At 53.5% G+C, this 15,315-nt stretch carries 13 protein-coding genes and 7 tRNA genes; 19 read left to right on the top strand and 1 reads right to left on the bottom strand.

Annotated elements, in window-relative coordinates; translation table 11 throughout:
• Window positions 1-5 precede the first annotated feature (5 nt).
• From nagD to M987_RS11815, 9 genes are all read left to right on the top strand, one after another.
• Window positions 6-758 carry a ribonucleotide monophosphatase NagD gene (nagD, locus tag M987_RS11855; RefSeq protein WP_014069344.1) on the top strand — a complete coding sequence of 251 codons (753 nt, stop codon included), beginning with the start codon at window positions 6-8 and terminating at the stop codon, window positions 756-758.
• A gap of 249 nt (window positions 759-1,007) precedes the next feature.
• Complete coding sequence (gene asnB / locus M987_RS11850; RefSeq protein WP_014069343.1) at window positions 1,008-2,672, top strand: asparagine synthase B; 1,665 nt, start codon at window positions 1,008-1,010, stop codon at window positions 2,670-2,672.
• A gap of 225 nt (window positions 2,673-2,897) precedes the next feature.
• Window positions 2,898-2,974: transfer RNA gene (locus M987_RS11845), tRNA-Met, on the top strand.
• Window positions 2,975-2,982: 8 nt separating this feature from the next.
• Window positions 2,983-3,067, top strand: a tRNA-Leu gene (locus M987_RS11840).
• Window positions 3,068-3,090: 23 nt separating this feature from the next.
• Window positions 3,091-3,165: transfer RNA gene (locus M987_RS11835), tRNA-Gln, on the top strand.
• 32 nt (window positions 3,166-3,197) lie between these two features.
• Window positions 3,198-3,272, top strand: a tRNA-Gln gene (locus M987_RS11830).
• A gap of 17 nt (window positions 3,273-3,289) precedes the next feature.
• Window positions 3,290-3,366 (top strand) — tRNA-Met (locus tag M987_RS11825).
• 44 nt (window positions 3,367-3,410) lie between these two features.
• Window positions 3,411-3,485: transfer RNA gene (locus M987_RS11820), tRNA-Gln, on the top strand.
• Window positions 3,486-3,521: 36 nt separating this feature from the next.
• Window positions 3,522-3,596, top strand: a tRNA-Gln gene (locus M987_RS11815).
• Between the two features lie 106 nt (window positions 3,597-3,702).
• On the opposite strand, the gene ubiF is transcribed toward M987_RS11815, so the two are convergent.
• On the bottom strand, window positions 3,703-4,878 hold the full coding sequence (gene ubiF / locus M987_RS11810; RefSeq protein WP_014069342.1) for a 3-demethoxyubiquinol 3-hydroxylase: 1,176 nt from the start codon (window positions 4,876-4,878) through the stop codon (window positions 3,703-3,705).
• Between the two features lie 135 nt (window positions 4,879-5,013).
• Between ubiF and miaB the strand changes: the two genes are divergently transcribed.
• From miaB to rihA, 10 genes are all read left to right on the top strand, one after another.
• The gene (gene miaB, locus M987_RS11805; protein WP_014069341.1) at window positions 5,014-6,438 is read left to right on the top strand and encodes a tRNA (N6-isopentenyl adenosine(37)-C2)-methylthiotransferase MiaB; all 1,425 of its coding nucleotides are present in this window, start codon (window positions 5,014-5,016) and stop codon (window positions 6,436-6,438) included.
• A 154-nt stretch (window positions 6,439-6,592) separates the two neighbouring features.
• The gene (locus tag M987_RS11800; RefSeq protein ID WP_014069340.1) at window positions 6,593-7,639 is read left to right on the top strand and encodes a PhoH family protein; all 1,047 of its coding nucleotides are present in this window, start codon (window positions 6,593-6,595) and stop codon (window positions 7,637-7,639) included.
• Window positions 7,636-8,103: an rRNA maturation RNase YbeY gene (gene ybeY, locus M987_RS11795; protein WP_003858677.1), complete on the top strand. Its 468-nt coding sequence runs from the start codon at window positions 7,636-7,638 to the stop codon at window positions 8,101-8,103. Before M987_RS11800 ends, ybeY begins: the two co-directional genes overlap by 4 nt.
• An 89-nt stretch (window positions 8,104-8,192) precedes the next feature.
• Window positions 8,193-9,071 carry a CNNM family magnesium/cobalt transport protein CorC gene (gene corC, locus M987_RS11790; protein WP_010428614.1) on the top strand — a complete coding sequence of 293 codons (879 nt, stop codon included), beginning with the start codon at window positions 8,193-8,195 and terminating at the stop codon, window positions 9,069-9,071.
• Between the two features lie 5 nt (window positions 9,072-9,076).
• Window positions 9,077-10,615, top strand: a complete 1,539-nt coding sequence (gene lnt, locus M987_RS11785) for an apolipoprotein N-acyltransferase (RefSeq protein ID WP_014069339.1) — start codon at window positions 9,077-9,079, stop codon at window positions 10,613-10,615.
• A 372-nt stretch (window positions 10,616-10,987) separates the two neighbouring features.
• Window positions 10,988-11,893 carry an amino acid ABC transporter substrate-binding protein gene (locus M987_RS11780; RefSeq protein WP_014069338.1) on the top strand — a complete coding sequence of 302 codons (906 nt, stop codon included), beginning with the start codon at window positions 10,988-10,990 and terminating at the stop codon, window positions 11,891-11,893.
• 154 nt (window positions 11,894-12,047) lie between these two features.
• Window positions 12,048-12,788 carry an amino acid ABC transporter permease gene (locus M987_RS11775; protein ID WP_014069337.1) on the top strand — a complete coding sequence of 247 codons (741 nt, stop codon included), beginning with the start codon at window positions 12,048-12,050 and terminating at the stop codon, window positions 12,786-12,788.
• Complete coding sequence (gltK, locus tag M987_RS11770; protein WP_014069336.1) at window positions 12,788-13,462, top strand: glutamate/aspartate ABC transporter permease GltK; 675 nt, start codon at window positions 12,788-12,790, stop codon at window positions 13,460-13,462. The genes M987_RS11775 and gltK overlap by 1 nt, the downstream gene beginning before the upstream one ends.
• The gene (locus M987_RS11765; RefSeq protein WP_014069335.1) at window positions 13,462-14,187 is read left to right on the top strand and encodes an amino acid ABC transporter ATP-binding protein; all 726 of its coding nucleotides are present in this window, start codon (window positions 13,462-13,464) and stop codon (window positions 14,185-14,187) included. Before gltK ends, M987_RS11765 begins: the two co-directional genes overlap by 1 nt.
• A 120-nt stretch (window positions 14,188-14,307) precedes the next feature.
• Window positions 14,308-15,249: a pyrimidine-specific ribonucleoside hydrolase RihA gene (gene rihA, locus M987_RS11760; RefSeq protein WP_014069334.1), complete on the top strand. Its 942-nt coding sequence runs from the start codon at window positions 14,308-14,310 to the stop codon at window positions 15,247-15,249.
• Window positions 15,250-15,315 lie beyond the last annotated feature (66 nt).

Genomic DNA, 15,315 nt, shown 5'->3' with positions numbered 1-15,315 from the left:
TGTCCATGACCATTAAGAATGTAATTTGTGATATCGACGGCGTGCTGATGCACGACAACGTTGCCGTGCCGGGTGCTGCGGAGTTCTTACACCGCATCATCGACAAAGGAATGCCACTGGTTCTTCTCACGAACTACCCTTCCCAAACCGGTCAGGATCTGGCTAACCGCTTTGCGACGGCGGGTGTCGACGTGCCGGACACTGTGTTTTATACCTCCGCAATGGCAACGGCTGATTTTCTGAAACGTCAGGAAGGAAAAAAAGCCTACGTGGTGGGTGAAGGCGCGCTGATCCACGAGCTGTATAAAGCGGGCTTTACCATCACTGATGTGAACCCGGACTTTGTGATTGTGGGTGAAACGCGCTCCTTTAACTGGGAGATGATGCATAAAGCAGCGTACTTTGTCGCCAACGGCGCGCGCTTTATCGCGACCAACCCGGACACCCATGGTCGCAGTTTTTATCCGGCCTGCGGGGCGCTATGTGCCGGTATCGAAAAAATCTCCGGCCGTAAGCCGTTTGTTGTCGGTAAACCGAGCCCGTGGATCATCCGCGCCGCACTGAACAAAATGCAGGCGCATTCTGAGCAGACCGTGATTGTGGGCGACAACCTGAGAACTGACATTCTGGCCGGTTTCCAGGCGGGTCTTGAGACGATCCTCGTGCTTTCCGGTGTATCCACCCTCGACGATATCGACTCCATGCCGTTCCGGCCGAGCTGGATTTACCCCTCAGTTGATGAAATTGACGTCATCTGATTCAGAACCACGCCTCAGGGCGTGGTTTTTCATTTTTGGCCCTGATAAACGCAACTCCATCTAACAAAAACCACCATTCATTGCATAATCATCAATAAAATCGTTCAGGACATACTCATTTTTCAACATTCAGCAATTGCCATTGCACTATTTCTGTTTTAGGCCGTAAAACCCTTGCGCGCCCTCCCCCTTTGCGGCATTTTCATAAGCAAGCAACATTACAAAGCAACAGGGTTAACGGAGAAGGTTATGTGTTCAATTTTCGGCGTACTGGATATTAAAACTGACGCAGGCGAACTGCGTAAAAAGGCTCTTGAACTGTCCCGCCTGATGCGCCATCGCGGCCCGGACTGGTCAGGCGTTTACGCCAGTGATAAAGCGATTCTGGCGCATGAACGTCTGTCTATTGTTGACGTCAACGCTGGTGCACAGCCGCTGTATAACGAGAAAAAAACGCACGCGCTGGCGGTGAACGGTGAAATCTATAACCATCAGGCGCTGCGCGCTGAATACGGCGACCGCTACGCTTTCCAGACCGGTTCTGACTGCGAAGTTATCCTCGCGCTGTATCAGGAGAAAGGACCAGAGTTTCTGGATGACCTGCAAGGCATGTTCGCCTTTGCACTGTATGACAGCGAAAAAGACGCCTACCTGATCGGCCGCGATCACATCGGGATTATCCCGCTGTATATGGGACATGATGAACACGGTAACTTCTATGTGGCTTCTGAAATGAAAGCCCTGGTGCCCGTTTGCCGCACCATTAAAGAGTTCCCGGCAGGCAGCTATCTGTGGAGTAAAGACGGCGAGATCCGCCAGTACTACCAGCGCGACTGGTTCGATTTTGATGCAGTGAAAGACAACGTGACCGACAAAGCCGAGCTGCGTCAGGCGCTGGAAGATTCCGTTAAAAGCCACCTGATGTCCGACGTGCCTTACGGCGTGCTGCTTTCCGGTGGTCTGGATTCCTCTGTGATTTCCGCCATCACCAAGAAATTTGCCGCGCGTCGTGTGGAAGATCAGGAGCGTTCAGAAGCCTGGTGGCCACAGCTGCACTCCTTTGCTGTTGGCCTGGAAGGTGCTCCTGACCTGAAAGCCGCGCAGGAAGTGGCAAACCACCTCGGTACCGTGCACCATGAAATTCACTTCACCGTGCAGGAAGGCCTGGATGCGATCCGCGATGTTATCTACCACATCGAAACCTATGATGTGACGACCATCCGCGCCTCTACGCCGATGTACCTGATGTCTCGTAAGATCAAAGCGATGGGCATTAAGATGGTGCTGTCAGGCGAAGGTTCTGATGAAGTCTTCGGTGGCTACCTGTACTTCCATAAAGCGCCGAATGCCAAAGAGTTACATGAAGAGACGGTCCGCAAACTTCAGGCACTGCATATGTTTGACTGTGCGCGTGCCAACAAAGCGATGTCGGCCTGGGGCGTGGAAGCTCGTGTACCGTTCCTCGATAAGAAATTCCTCGACGTGGCGATGCGTATTAACCCGCAGGATAAAATGTGCGGCAACGGCAAAATGGAAAAACATATCCTTCGTGAATGTTTTGAGTCCTACCTGCCGGCAAGCGTTGCATGGCGTCAGAAAGAGCAGTTCTCTGATGGCGTAGGTTACAGCTGGATCGACACCCTGAAAGAGGTGGCGGCAAAACAGGTTTCTGACCAACAACTGGAAACCGCCAGCTTCCGCTTCCCGTACAACACGCCGGGCTCCAAAGAAGCCTATCTGTACCGTGAAATCTTTGAAGAGCTATTCCCGGTACCGAGTGCTGCGGAATGTGTTCCTGGTGGCCCGTCAGTCGCTTGCTCTTCCGCAAAAGCGATTGAATGGGACGAATCGTTCAAATCCATGAACGACCCGTCAGGACGTGCTGTAGGCGTTCACCAGTCGGCATATAAATGATTGTCTGAATGACTAACAGGCCCTCCGGGGCCTGTTTTTTTGCATTGTATTTTGCTGGACAAAAACGATTAATAACCAATAATTGCCGAATATTCGGCCACGCTGTTCGCAACCTAACCAAACAGTCACATTCCGGCCATTTTCGATGAAAAAGGTGTTGACGCTGCAAGGGTCTATACGCATAATGCGCCCCGCAACGCCGATAAGGTAACGCGAAAAAAAGATGGCTACGTAGCTCAGTTGGTTAGAGCACATCACTCATAATGATGGGGTCACAGGTTCGAATCCCGTCGTAGCCACCATCTTTTTTGCGGGAGTGGCGAAATTGGTAGACGCACCAGATTTAGGTTCTGGCGCCGCAAGGTGTGCGAGTTCAAGTCTCGCCTCCCGCACCATTCCCAGGTAAGCGTTGCACGGATGGGGTATCGCCAAGCGGTAAGGCACCGGTTTTTGATACCGGCATTCCCTGGTTCGAATCCAGGTACCCCAGCCATATTTCTTCGATTTTGCGGTTCTCCGCGGTATTGGGGTATCGCCAAGCGGTAAGGCACCGGTTTTTGATACCGGCATTCCCTGGTTCGAATCCAGGTACCCCAGCCATCGAAGAATGCAGTACTGGCTACGTAGCTCAGTTGGTTAGAGCACATCACTCATAATGATGGGGTCACAGGTTCGAATCCCGTCGTAGCCACCAAATTAGTACATTATCGATTATGTCGGTAAGCTAGAAAAAATTGTTGGGGTATCGCCAAGCGGTAAGGCTCTGGTTTCTGATACCAGCATTCCGAGGTTCGAATCCTCGTACCCCAGCCAATTTAAAAAGTCGTTAAGCTGTTTGTTTAACGCAATTGGGGTGTCGCCAAGCGGTAAGGCTCTGGTTTCTGATACCAGCATTCCGGGGTTCGAATCCCTGCACCCCAGCCACTTAGCAACAAAAAAGCCCGCTCTGCGGGCTTTTTTGTTTTTGTACAGAATTGTGCGGCCTGATGCTCTCACCCTGGCCCTCTCCCACGGGGAGAGGGAAAAATGATTAGAGTCCGAGAGCGTATTTCAACGCCTGACGCTTCAGACCACCGGCACGCTCTGCCGCCATCAGCCCAATATTACGCAAAATTCGCACCGGCCCTAAGTCGTTACTGAACCCGGCGTAAAACAGATCCATCCCCGATTGCATCAAGAAGTTATCCGCCATGCGACGCGTCTGATAACGTTTCAGTACCTGCTGGCTCGCCCAGGGTTCAGCGTGCGCTCGCGCACTGGTTAATACATCCAGCAACGCTTCAACGTCACGATATCCCAGATTGACACCCTGCCCTGCCAGTGGGTGAATGGTATGTGCCGCATCCCCGACCAGCGCCAGCCCTTCGCGGGCGTATTGCAATGCGTGTCGGCGGGTCAGCGGGAATGCTCCGGCAGCAACCGGCGTCACATGTCCCAGACGGCCCGGGAAGTGGTGCATAACTTCATGTTGTAGCTGCGCCATCGATAACCCCTGCAACTGGCGAATACGCGCCGGTTTGTCGTACCACACCAGGGATGCCCAGTTGTCAAACAGCGGCAAGAAGGCATGTGGGCCGTTTGGCGTGAAATGTTGCCAGGTACTCTTACCCGGGTCATTTTCACACTGCACAGTGATTAACATACAGGATTGCTGATACTGCCAGGCATGAACGCCGATCCCCGCCATTTGTCTGACCTGCGAGTTCGCGCCATCCGCCCCCACCACCAGCTTCACGGCAACTTCATCATCATTATCCAGCGTCAGGCGGTACCCGCCTTCATGACGATGCAGGGCCTTGAGCGAAGAAGGGACGCGCAACGTCACCTTCTGGTGCGCCTCCAGCGCCTGCCATAGCGCCTGTTGCAGGACGTTGTTTTCCACCATATAACCCAGCCGCGGCAATTTCAGCTCGGCGGCATCAAACTCCACATGGGCATTTTCCCACTCCCATGTTTCGAGTCGACTGTAGGGATGCGCCCGCATCGCAAGCACGGCATCCCATACGCCCAGCCCACGAAGAAGATCGACAGAGGCGGCACTGATCGCAGAAATTCGGACATCGGGTTTTGCTGTCGCATCAAATGCCACAGGCTCGGCCTGTTCAATGACCGTTACCTCAAATCCCTGCTGCGCGAGCCCCAGCGCCAGTGCGCCGCCGACCATACCGCCGCCGACAACGGCAATTTCGGTTTGTTGGAGTGTCATGGTCAATTTTCCTTATTGCAGAATCCCTTAAGTTTACCGGATTTTTAGGGTAAGGAGGTTGACAACCTTCATACTGGTCACAACCGCACCAAAGCATTACAATACGCGGCTTGCAATCCTGAGCTGAGCAAGTCGATGACTAAAAAACTCCATATAAAAACCTGGGGCTGTCAGATGAACGAATACGATTCATCGAAGATGGCCGATCTGCTGGATACAACCCACGGATACCAGCTGACTGAAAATGCGAAAGAAGCCGATGTGCTGCTGCTAAACACCTGTTCAATTCGTGAAAAAGCGCAGGAAAAAGTCTTTCATGTGTTAGGTCGCTGGAAACTTCTCAAACGTAAAAATCCGGATCTGATCATCGGCGTTGGCGGCTGCGTTGCGTCGCAGGAAGGCAAACTGATCCGCCAGAGAGCCCCTTATGTGGATATCGTCTTTGGCCCTCAGACCCTGCACCGCCTGCCTGAGATGATCAATAAGGTTCGCGGCAATCGTAGCCCGGTTGTTGACGTAAGCTTCCCGGAGATCGAAAAATTCGACCGTCTGCCAGAGCCACGTGCTGATGGCCCTACAGCATTCGTCTCCATCATGGAAGGCTGCAACAAATACTGTACCTACTGCGTGGTGCCTTACACGCGCGGTGAAGAAGTCAGCCGCCCGGCAGATGACGTTCTGTTTGAAGTCGCACAGCTTGCCGCACAGGGCGTACGCGAAGTCAACCTGCTGGGCCAGAACGTTAACGCCTGGCGTGGCGAGAATTATGACGGCAGCACCGGCAGCTTTGCTGAACTGCTGCGTCTGGTGGCCGCCATTGACGGTATTGACCGCATTCGTTTCACCACCAGCCACCCGATGGAATTTACCGATGACATCATCGATGTTTATCGCGACACGCCGGAACTGGTGAGCTTCCTGCACCTGCCTATCCAGTGTGGTTCTGACCGCGTGCTGAACCTGATGGGCCGTCCGCATACGGTGCTGGAATACAAAGCCACCATCCGCAAGCTGCTTGCCGCACGCCCGGATATCCAGATTAGCTCCGACTTTATCGTTGGCTTCCCTGGCGAAACCACCGATGACTTTGAGCGCACCATGAAGCTCATCGGCGACGTGAATTTCGACGTGAGCTACAGCTTCATCTTCTCTGCACGTCCTGGCACCCCGGCGGCCGATATGGTTGACGATGTTCCGGAAGAAGAGAAAAAACAGCGTCTGTATATTCTCCAGGAGCGCATCAACCAGCAGGCTAACGCCTGGAGCCGCCGGATGCTCGGTACTGTCCAGCGCATTCTGGTTGAAGGCACGTCCCGTAAGAGCGTTATGGAGCTCTCCGGTCGTACCGAAAATAACCGCGTGGTGAACTTCGAAGGTACCCCGGATATGATTGGGAAATTCGTGGACGTCGAGATTGTCGAGGTGCTGACCAACTCGCTGCGCGCGAAGCTTGTGCGTACCGAGGATGAAATGGGCCTGCGCATTGCTGAATCTCCGGAATCCGTTATCTCCCGTACCCGTAAAGAAAACGATTCTGGCGTAGGTATCTATCAGCCTTAATTCGTCCAGGCCTGCCTTTCTGGCAGGCCTTGTATTTCCTCTGCTCGCCCCCAATATCGATAGCAATGCTTGCGCCTTTATTCTGTGGCGTGAATACTTTCGGTAATGACAGTTTTATGATGCCAGGCCTACAAAACACTCAAAGAGGAACGGTTTGAATATAGACACGCGTGAAATTAGCCTTGAGCCCGCAGACAACGCTCGCCTGCTGAGCCTGTGCGGGCCGTTTGATGACAACATCAAACAACTGGAGCGACGTCTGGGTATCGAAATCAATCGTCGCGATAATCATTTCAAACTCACCGGACGCACGATTTGCGTCAATGCGGCTGCGGATATTCTGCGCAGTTTGTATGTCGATACCGCCCCGATGCGCGGCCAGACTCAGGATATCGAGCCGGAACAGATCCACCTCGCCATTAAAGAGGCGCGAGTGCTTGAGCAGAGCGCTGAAAGCGTTCCTGACTACGGCAAGGCGATTAACATCAAGACCAAGCGTGGCGTGATTAAGCCGCGCACGCCAAACCAGGCGCAGTACATCGCCAATATCCTCGACCATGACATCACCTTCGGCGTGGGCCCGGCCGGGACAGGGAAAACCTATCTGGCGGTAGCCGCGGCTGTGGATGCGCTGGAGCGTCAGGATATCCGTCGTATTCTGCTGACCCGTCCAGCGGTTGAAGCGGGCGAGAAACTGGGCTTCCTGCCAGGCGACCTGAGCCAGAAAGTCGACCCGTACCTGCGCCCGCTGTACGATGCGCTGTTCGAAATGCTGGGCTTTGAGAAAGTCGAAAAACTGATTGAGCGTAACGTTATCGAAGTGGCTCCCCTCGCGTACATGCGCGGTCGTACCCTCAATGATGCCTTCATCATCCTGGATGAGAGCCAGAACACCACCATCGAACAGATGAAGATGTTCCTGACGCGTATCGGCTTTAACTCAAAAGCCGTTATCACCGGCGACGTGACCCAGATTGACCTGCCGCGCAGTACCAAATCCGGCCTTCGTCACGCCATCGAAGTGCTGGCCGAAGTGGACGAAATCAGTTTCAACTTCTTCCACAGCGAAGACGTGGTACGTCACCCGGTGGTGGCACGCATCGTCAATGCTTATGAAGCCTGGGAAGAGGCAGAGCAGAAGCGAAAGGCCGAACTGGCCGCAGAACGTAAGCGCGAAGCGCAGGAGCAAGATCAAAAATGAGTCAGGTGATCCTCGATTTACAGCTGGCCTGTGAAGATAATTCTGGAATGCCGGAAGAAGCGCAATTTCAGAAATGGCTGGATGCGGTCATCCCCCAGTTTCAGGAAGAATCAGAAGTCACGATTCGCCTGGTGGATGAAGCGGAAAGCCATGAGCTTAATCTGACCTACCGCGGTAAAGATAAGCCGACCAATGTGCTCTCTTTCCCGTTTGAAGCTCCACCGGGTATCGAGATGCCGCTGCTGGGCGATTTGATCATCTGCCGTCAGGTGGTTGAGCAGGAAGCCAAAGAGCAGCAAAAACCGCTTGAGGCCCACTGGGCGCATATGGTCGTACACGGCAGCCTGCATTTGCTGGGCTACGATCATATTGAAGATGACGAAGCGGAAGAGATGGAGTCCCTCGAGACAGAGATAATGCTTGCTCTGGGCTATGAGGATCCGTACATTGCCGAGAAAGAATAGTCAGTCAACAGACCGGCTAACATGCCGCCGCGTAAGGAAATAGCGCGGCGGTAAACATTGAACTTACAAGAGAACCCTTAACAAACGCCATGAGCGACGACAATTCACACAGTAGCGACACGACAAACAGTAAAAAGGGATTCTTCTCCCTCATTCTGAACCAGCTTTTCCACGGCGAACCGAAAAACCGTGATGAACTGCTGGAGCTGATTCGTGATTCCGGGCAAAACGACCTTATCGACGAAGATACGCGCGAAATGCTCGAAGGGGTCATGGACATCGCCGACCAGCGCGTCCGCGACATCATGATCCCCCGCTCGCAGATGATCACCCTGAAACGCAACCAAACGCTCGACGAGTGCCTTGATGTCATTATCGAATCTGCCCACTCGCGTTTCCCGGTTATCAGCGAAGATAAAGATCACATCGAAGGGATTTTGATGGCGAAAGATCTGCTGCCGTTTATGCGCAGCGATGCCGAAGCCTTCAGCATGGAAAAAGTGTTACGTCAGGCCGTGGTTGTGCCGGAAAGCAAACGTGTGGATCGGATGCTGAAAGAGTTCCGCTCTCAGCGCTACCACATGGCGATTGTTATTGATGAATTCGGCGGCGTTTCGGGCCTGGTCACGATCGAAGATATTCTTGAGCTGATCGTGGGCGAAATCGAAGACGAGTACGACGAAGAAGAAGATATCGACTTCCGTCAGCTCAGCCGCCACACCTGGACCGTGCGCGCGCTGGCCTCGATTGAAGACTTCAACGACGCCTTCGGTACACACTTCAGCGATGAAGAGGTCGATACCATTGGCGGTCTGGTGATGCAGGCCTTTGGGCATCTTCCGGCTCGCGGTGAAACCGTTGACATCGACGGTTACCAATTCAAGGTCGCTATGGCCGACAGCCGACGTATTATTCAGGTTCATGTCAGAACGCCGGATGACTCACCGGTGCCAAAACTGGAAGATTAATGTAAATGGCATTTGCCCCATTACTTGAACGCCAGCGCGTCCGACTGCTGCTGGCGCTGTTACTCGGAGCCAGCGGTACGCTGGCTTTTTCTCCTTACGATATCTGGCCTGCCGCCATTATTTCCCTGATGGGGCTACAGGGTTTAACCCTGAACCGCCGTGCTGTGCAGGCCGCAGCCATTGGCTACTTCTGGGGCCTGGGTCTGTTTGGCTCCGGCATTAACTGGGTCTATGTCAGCATCGCACAGTTTGGCGGGATGCCGGGCCCGGTTAACGTCTTCCTGGTTGTGCTGCTTGCTGCATATCTCTCGCTCTATACTGGCCTGTTCGCAGGTATTCTTTCCCGCCTGTGGCCGAAAACCACCTGGGTGCGGGTTGCCATTGCGGCTCCGGTTATCTGGCAAATCACAGAATTCCTGCGCGGCTGGGTGCTGACCGGCTTCCCGTGGTTGCAGTTCGGCTACAGCCAGATTGATGGTCCGTTAAAAGGGCTGGCTCCGGTGATGGGCGTGGAGGCGATTAACTTCCTGTTGATGGTGGTCAGTGGCTTGCTGGTGCTTGCGCTTATCACGCGCAGCTGGAAACCGCTGGTCACGGCGCTGGTGCTGTTTGCTCTGCCCTTCCCGCTACGTTATATCCAGTGGTTTACCCTGGAGCCCGCACGGGCAACGCAGGTGTCGATGGTGCAAGGCGATATCCCGCAGGCAATGAAGTGGGACGAAAAGCAGCTTATCAACACGCTGAAAATCTATGCCAGTGCGACCGAGCAGGTGATGGGAAAATCCCAGCTGATTATCTGGCCGGAATCCGCCATTCCTGACCTCGAAATCAACCAGCAACCGTTCCTGAGCATGATGGATAATTTGCTGCGTGCGCGTGGCAGTACGCTGATCACCGGGATTGTCGATGCGCGTCTGAACCCGCAAAACCGTTATGACACGTACAACACGATCATTACGCTCGGCAAGGACAGCGAATACAACTACAACTCCACGAATCGCTATAACAAGAACCACCTGGTACCGTTCGGTGAATTTGTGCCGCTGGAGTCGATTCTGCGCCCGCTGGCACCGTTCTTTGATTTGCCGATGTCCTCTTTCAGCCGTGGTCCGTACGTTCAGCCTCAGCTGCACGCGCACGGTTTCGCGCTGACGGCCGCCATTTGCTACGAAATTATCCTCGGTGAGCAGGTGCGCGATAACTTCCGCCCGGACACCGACTATCTGCTGACCATCTCTAACGATGCATGGTTTGGCAAATCGATTGGCCCGTGGCAACACTTCCAGATGGCACGAATGCGCTCCCTGGAGCTGGCGCGTCCGCTGCTGCGTAGCACCAACAACGGCATTACCGCCGTGATTGGCCCGCAGGGCGAAATTCAGGCCATGCTTCCGCAATTTACTCGCGACGTACTAACCGCAAAGGTCACACCGACAACCGGATTGACGCCATACGCCCGTACCGGCAACTGGCCGCTGTGGATCCTGACCGCACTGTTTGGTTTTGGCGCCGTGCTGATGAGCCTTCGTCAGCGTCGTAAATAATATCATCTCCTCCTGCCGGGTGGCGCTGACGCTTACCCGGCCTGCTTTTCCATCTTCAACAATTCCTCCCAAACTTTCACTTTGGCACGCCTATTGCTTTGTATATTAACGCAAACGCAATTTGGCTTAACGTGCAACCCGGTCGCACCAGCGTAGATCACCGGTAGCACCGAAACGGTGCAACGGGAGATTTTTGCCTCTGAATGGTGCGGCGTGCTTCGCAAAAATAAACAATAACGCAGCAAAATCTTTACATTAAGCCAAACTAAATGTTAACAAGCTTGCATAACACTGCACTCGCATAGCGCGAGATATAACAACATCACAATGGGTATCAATGCGTCACTGGCGCTGATAAAAAAGGAGTTGGGTATGCAATTACGTAAACTGGCCACAGCAATGCTGGTTATGGGGATGTCCGCAGGCGTTGTCCACGCTGAAGACGCTCCGGCTGCCGGGAGCACTCTCGACAAGATTGCCAAAAACGGCGTGATCGTGGTCGGCCACCGTGAATCTTCTGTCCCGTTCTCTTACTACGACAACACGCAAAAAGTCGTGGGCTATTCACAGGATTACTCCAACGCCATCGTTGAAGCCGTGAAGAAAAAGCTGAACAAGCCTGATTTACAGGTGAAGTTGATTCCTATCACCTCGCAGAACCGTATTCCTCTGCTGCAAAACGGCACCTTCGATTTTGAGTGCGGCTCAACCACCAACAACCTGGAGCGCCAGAAACAAGCTGCGTTCTCTGACACCATCTTCGTGGTAGGTACCCGCCTGCTGACCAAGAAAGGCGGCGAGATTAAAGATTTTGCTGACCTGAAAGGTAAAGCGGTTGTGGTGACATCCGGTACCACTTCTGAAGTTCTGCTGCACAAGCTGAACGACGAGAAGAAAATGGATATGCGCATCATCAGTGCGAAAGACCACGGCGACTCCTTCCGTACGCTGGAAAGCGGCCGTGCGGTGGCGTTCATGATGGATGACGCACTGCTGGCAGGCGAGCGTGCTAAAGCGAAGAAACCTGACAACTGGGAAATCGTCGGCACCGCGCAATCCAAAGAAGCTTACGGCTGTATGCTGCGTAAAGACGACGCTGAATTCAAAAAGCTGATCGATGACACCATCGCTCAGGCGCAGACCTCCGGCGAAGCGGAAAAATGGTTCGACAAGTGGTTCAAGAACCCAATTCCACCAAAAAATCTCAACATGAACTTTGAACTGTCTGACGACATGAAAGCACTGTTCAAATCACCAAACGACAAGGCTCTTAACTAATTAGAACAACAGGGGCGGGATCTCCTGCCCTCTCGATTGTCGGGAAGCACGGACAGACTATACGTTGAGTGGTCGTTCCCCACTCAGCGCGAAAATTAGCTTCTCACCAATCTTCGAGGGTAGCGCTGCTACCCTTTTTTTTCTGGAGTTTATTATGTCAATTGACTGGAACTGGGGCATATTCCTGCAAGAAGCCCCGTTCGGCAACACCACCTATCTTGGCTGGTTATGGAGCGGCTTTCAGGTCACTGTGGCGCTATCCATAACGGCATGGATAATCGCGTTTCTTGTCGGCTCGCTGTTCGGTATTTTGCGTACCGTCCCTAACCGCTTTCTTTCAACCCTCGGCACCCTGTATGTGGAACTGTTCCGTAACGTTCCGCTGATTGTGCAATTCTTTACCTGGTATCTGGTTGTGCCGGAACTGCTGCCTGAAAATATTGGCATGTGGTTTAAGTCAGAACTGGATCCGAACATTCAGTTCTTTGTCTCCTCAATGCTGTGCCTGGGGCTGTTTACCGCTGCCCGCGTGTGCGAGCAGGTACGTGCAGCCATTCAGTCCCTGCCGCGCGGACAAAAGAACGCTGGTCTGGCGATGGGCTTGACGCTGCCACAAACCTACCGTTATGTGCTGCTGCCTAACGCCTACCGCGTGATCGTTCCGCCGATGACCTCAGAGATGATGAACCTGGTGAAAAACTCGGCCATCGCCTCCACCATCGGTCTGGTTGATATGGCGGCCCAGGCGGGAAAACTGCTGGATTACTCCGCCCATGCGTGGGAATCCTTCACCGCGATAACCCTCGCGTATGTTCTGATTAACGCTTTCATCATGCTGGTGATGAACCTGGTTGAACGCAAAATTCGCCTGCCGGGCAATCTGGGAGGCAAATAATGTACGATTTTGACTGGAGTTCCATCGTTCCTTCCATGCCATACCTGCTGGATGGCCTGGTGATTACCTTAAAAATCACCGTCATCGCCATCGTCATTGGTATTGTCTGGGGAACATTGCTGGCGGTCATGCGCCTGTCGAGCTTTAAACCGTTCGCCTGGTTTGCTACCGCCTACGTTAACGTCTTCCGCTCCATTCCACTGGTGATGGTGCTGCTGTGGTTTTATCTGATTGTTCCAGGCTTCTTGCAGAACGTACTGGGGCTGTCACCGAAAACCGACATCCGCCTGATCTCGGCGATGGTGGCGTTCTCCATGTTTGAGGCCGCTTACTACTCAGAGATTATCCGAGCGGGTATTCAGAGTATTTCACGTGGGCAATCCAGTGCTGCACTGGCGCTGGGGATGACTCACTGGCAGTCGATGCAGCTCATCATTCTGCCGCAGGCGTTTCGCGCCATGGTTCCACTCCTGCTGACTCAGGGCATCGTGCTGTTCCAGGATACCTCTCTGGTATACGTACTCAGCCTGGCAGACTTCTTCCGTACCGCTTCCACCATCGGTGAGCGTGATGGTACGCAGGTTGAGATGGTTCTCTTCGCAGGTGGGGTCTATTTTGTGATTAGTTTAAGCGCGTCGCTGTTGGTCAGCTGGCTGAAGAAAAGGACTGTATAATGATTTCCCTGAAAAATGTTTCTAAATGGTATGGGCACTTTCAGGTGCTGACCGACTGCTCCACCGAAGTGAAAAAAGGCGATGTGGTGGTGGTGTGCGGACCATCCGGTTCCGGTAAATCCACGCTTATCAAAACCGTCAACGGCCTGGAGCCGGTGCAGCAAGGTGAGATCCTCGTTAACGGCACCAAAGTAAATGACAAAAAAACCAACCTGGCCCAGCTGCGCTCCCACGTCGGGATGGTGTTCCAGCATTTTGAGCTGTTCCCGCACCTCTCCATTATCGAAAACCTGACCCTGGCGCAGGTAAAAGTGCTTAAGCGTGATAAAAAGCTCGCGCGCGAAAAAGGGCTGAAGTTACTGGAACGCGTGGGGCTTTCCGCTCATGCCGATAAATTCCCGGCGCAGCTCTCCGGCGGCCAGCAGCAGCGTGTGGCGATCGCCCGCGCGCTGTGTATGGATCCGGTAGCCATGCTCTTTGATGAACCCACCTCTGCGCTCGATCCTGAAATGATCAACGAGGTGCTGGATGTCATGGTTGAACTGGCGCACGAAGGGATGACGATGATGGTGGTGACACACGAAATGGGCTTCGCCCGTAAAGTGGCCAACCGCGTGATCTTTATGGATGAAGGCAAGATCGTAGAAGACTCGCCGAAAGAAGAGTTCTTCGCCAACCCGAAATCTGAGCGCGCAAAAGACTTCCTCGCCAAAATCCTGCATTAATCCTCTCAGTGCGCAATCTGCGGATTGCGCACTGCTTCACGCTTTACATCTCTTCTTCTCGTCGGCGTCACATTGCAGCGTTACCCTTGTCACAAAATAACGCTAAAAATGGAGAACTCTATGGCACTGCCAATCATTCTCGATTGCGATCCAGGTCATGATGACGCGATTGCCCTCGTCCTTGCTCTTGCCTCCCCTGAACTGGACGTAAAAGCTGTCACCTCGTCAGCCGGAAACCAGACCCCGGATAAAACCCTGCGCAACGTGTTACGAATGCTCACGCTGTTAAAACGTACGGATATTCCGGTGGCAGGCGGTGCGATTAAGCCGCTGATGCGCGAGCTGATCATTGCCGACAATGTTCACGGTGAATCAGGGCTTGACGGCCCGGCACTGCCGGAACCAGGATTTGTGCCGCAAAACTGCACGGCCGTTGAGCTGATGGCGAAGGTGCTGCGTGAAAGTGCTGAACCCGTGACGCTGGTAGCAACCGGCCCGCAAACCAACGTTGCGCTGCTCTTAAACAGCCACCCGGAACTGCATAAGAAAATCGTCCGCATTGTGATTATGGGTGGGGCAATGGGGCTTGGGAACTGGACGCCTGCGGCGGAGTTCAACATCTTTGTCGACCCGGAAGCGGCAGAGATTGTCTTCCAGTCGGGTTTACCGATTGTGATGGCGGGGCTGGATGTTACCCATCGGGCACAAATCATGTCGGAAGATACAGAGCGTTTTCGTGCCATTGGTAACCCTGTCGCCACAACCGTGGCTGAGTTGCTCGACTTCTTCCTTGAGTACCACAAAGACGAAAAATGGGGATTCCAGGGAGCACCACTGCATGACCCATGCACCATTGCCTGGCTGTTGAAGCCTGAGATGTTCACCACGGTGGAACGCTGGGTTGGTGTGGAAACCGCAGGGAAATACACCCAGGGAATGACGGTGGTAGATTACTATTCGCTGACCGGAAATAAGCCTAATACGACATTGATGGTGGATGTCGACAGACAAGCGTTTGTGGATCTGCTGGCGGAAAGACTTAAATATTATCGTGAAGCCTGATGCCCATGGGCTGAGAGACCCACACAGAGAAATACGAGCACTGACAGCCCCCTCTCCTTTTGGGAG

This window comes from Enterobacter soli ATCC BAA-2102, assembly GCF_001654845.1.
Classification (GTDB): Bacteria; Pseudomonadota; Gammaproteobacteria; order Enterobacterales; family Enterobacteriaceae; genus Enterobacter; species Enterobacter soli.
This window is presented reverse-complemented; position numbering and strand designations above follow the sequence as displayed.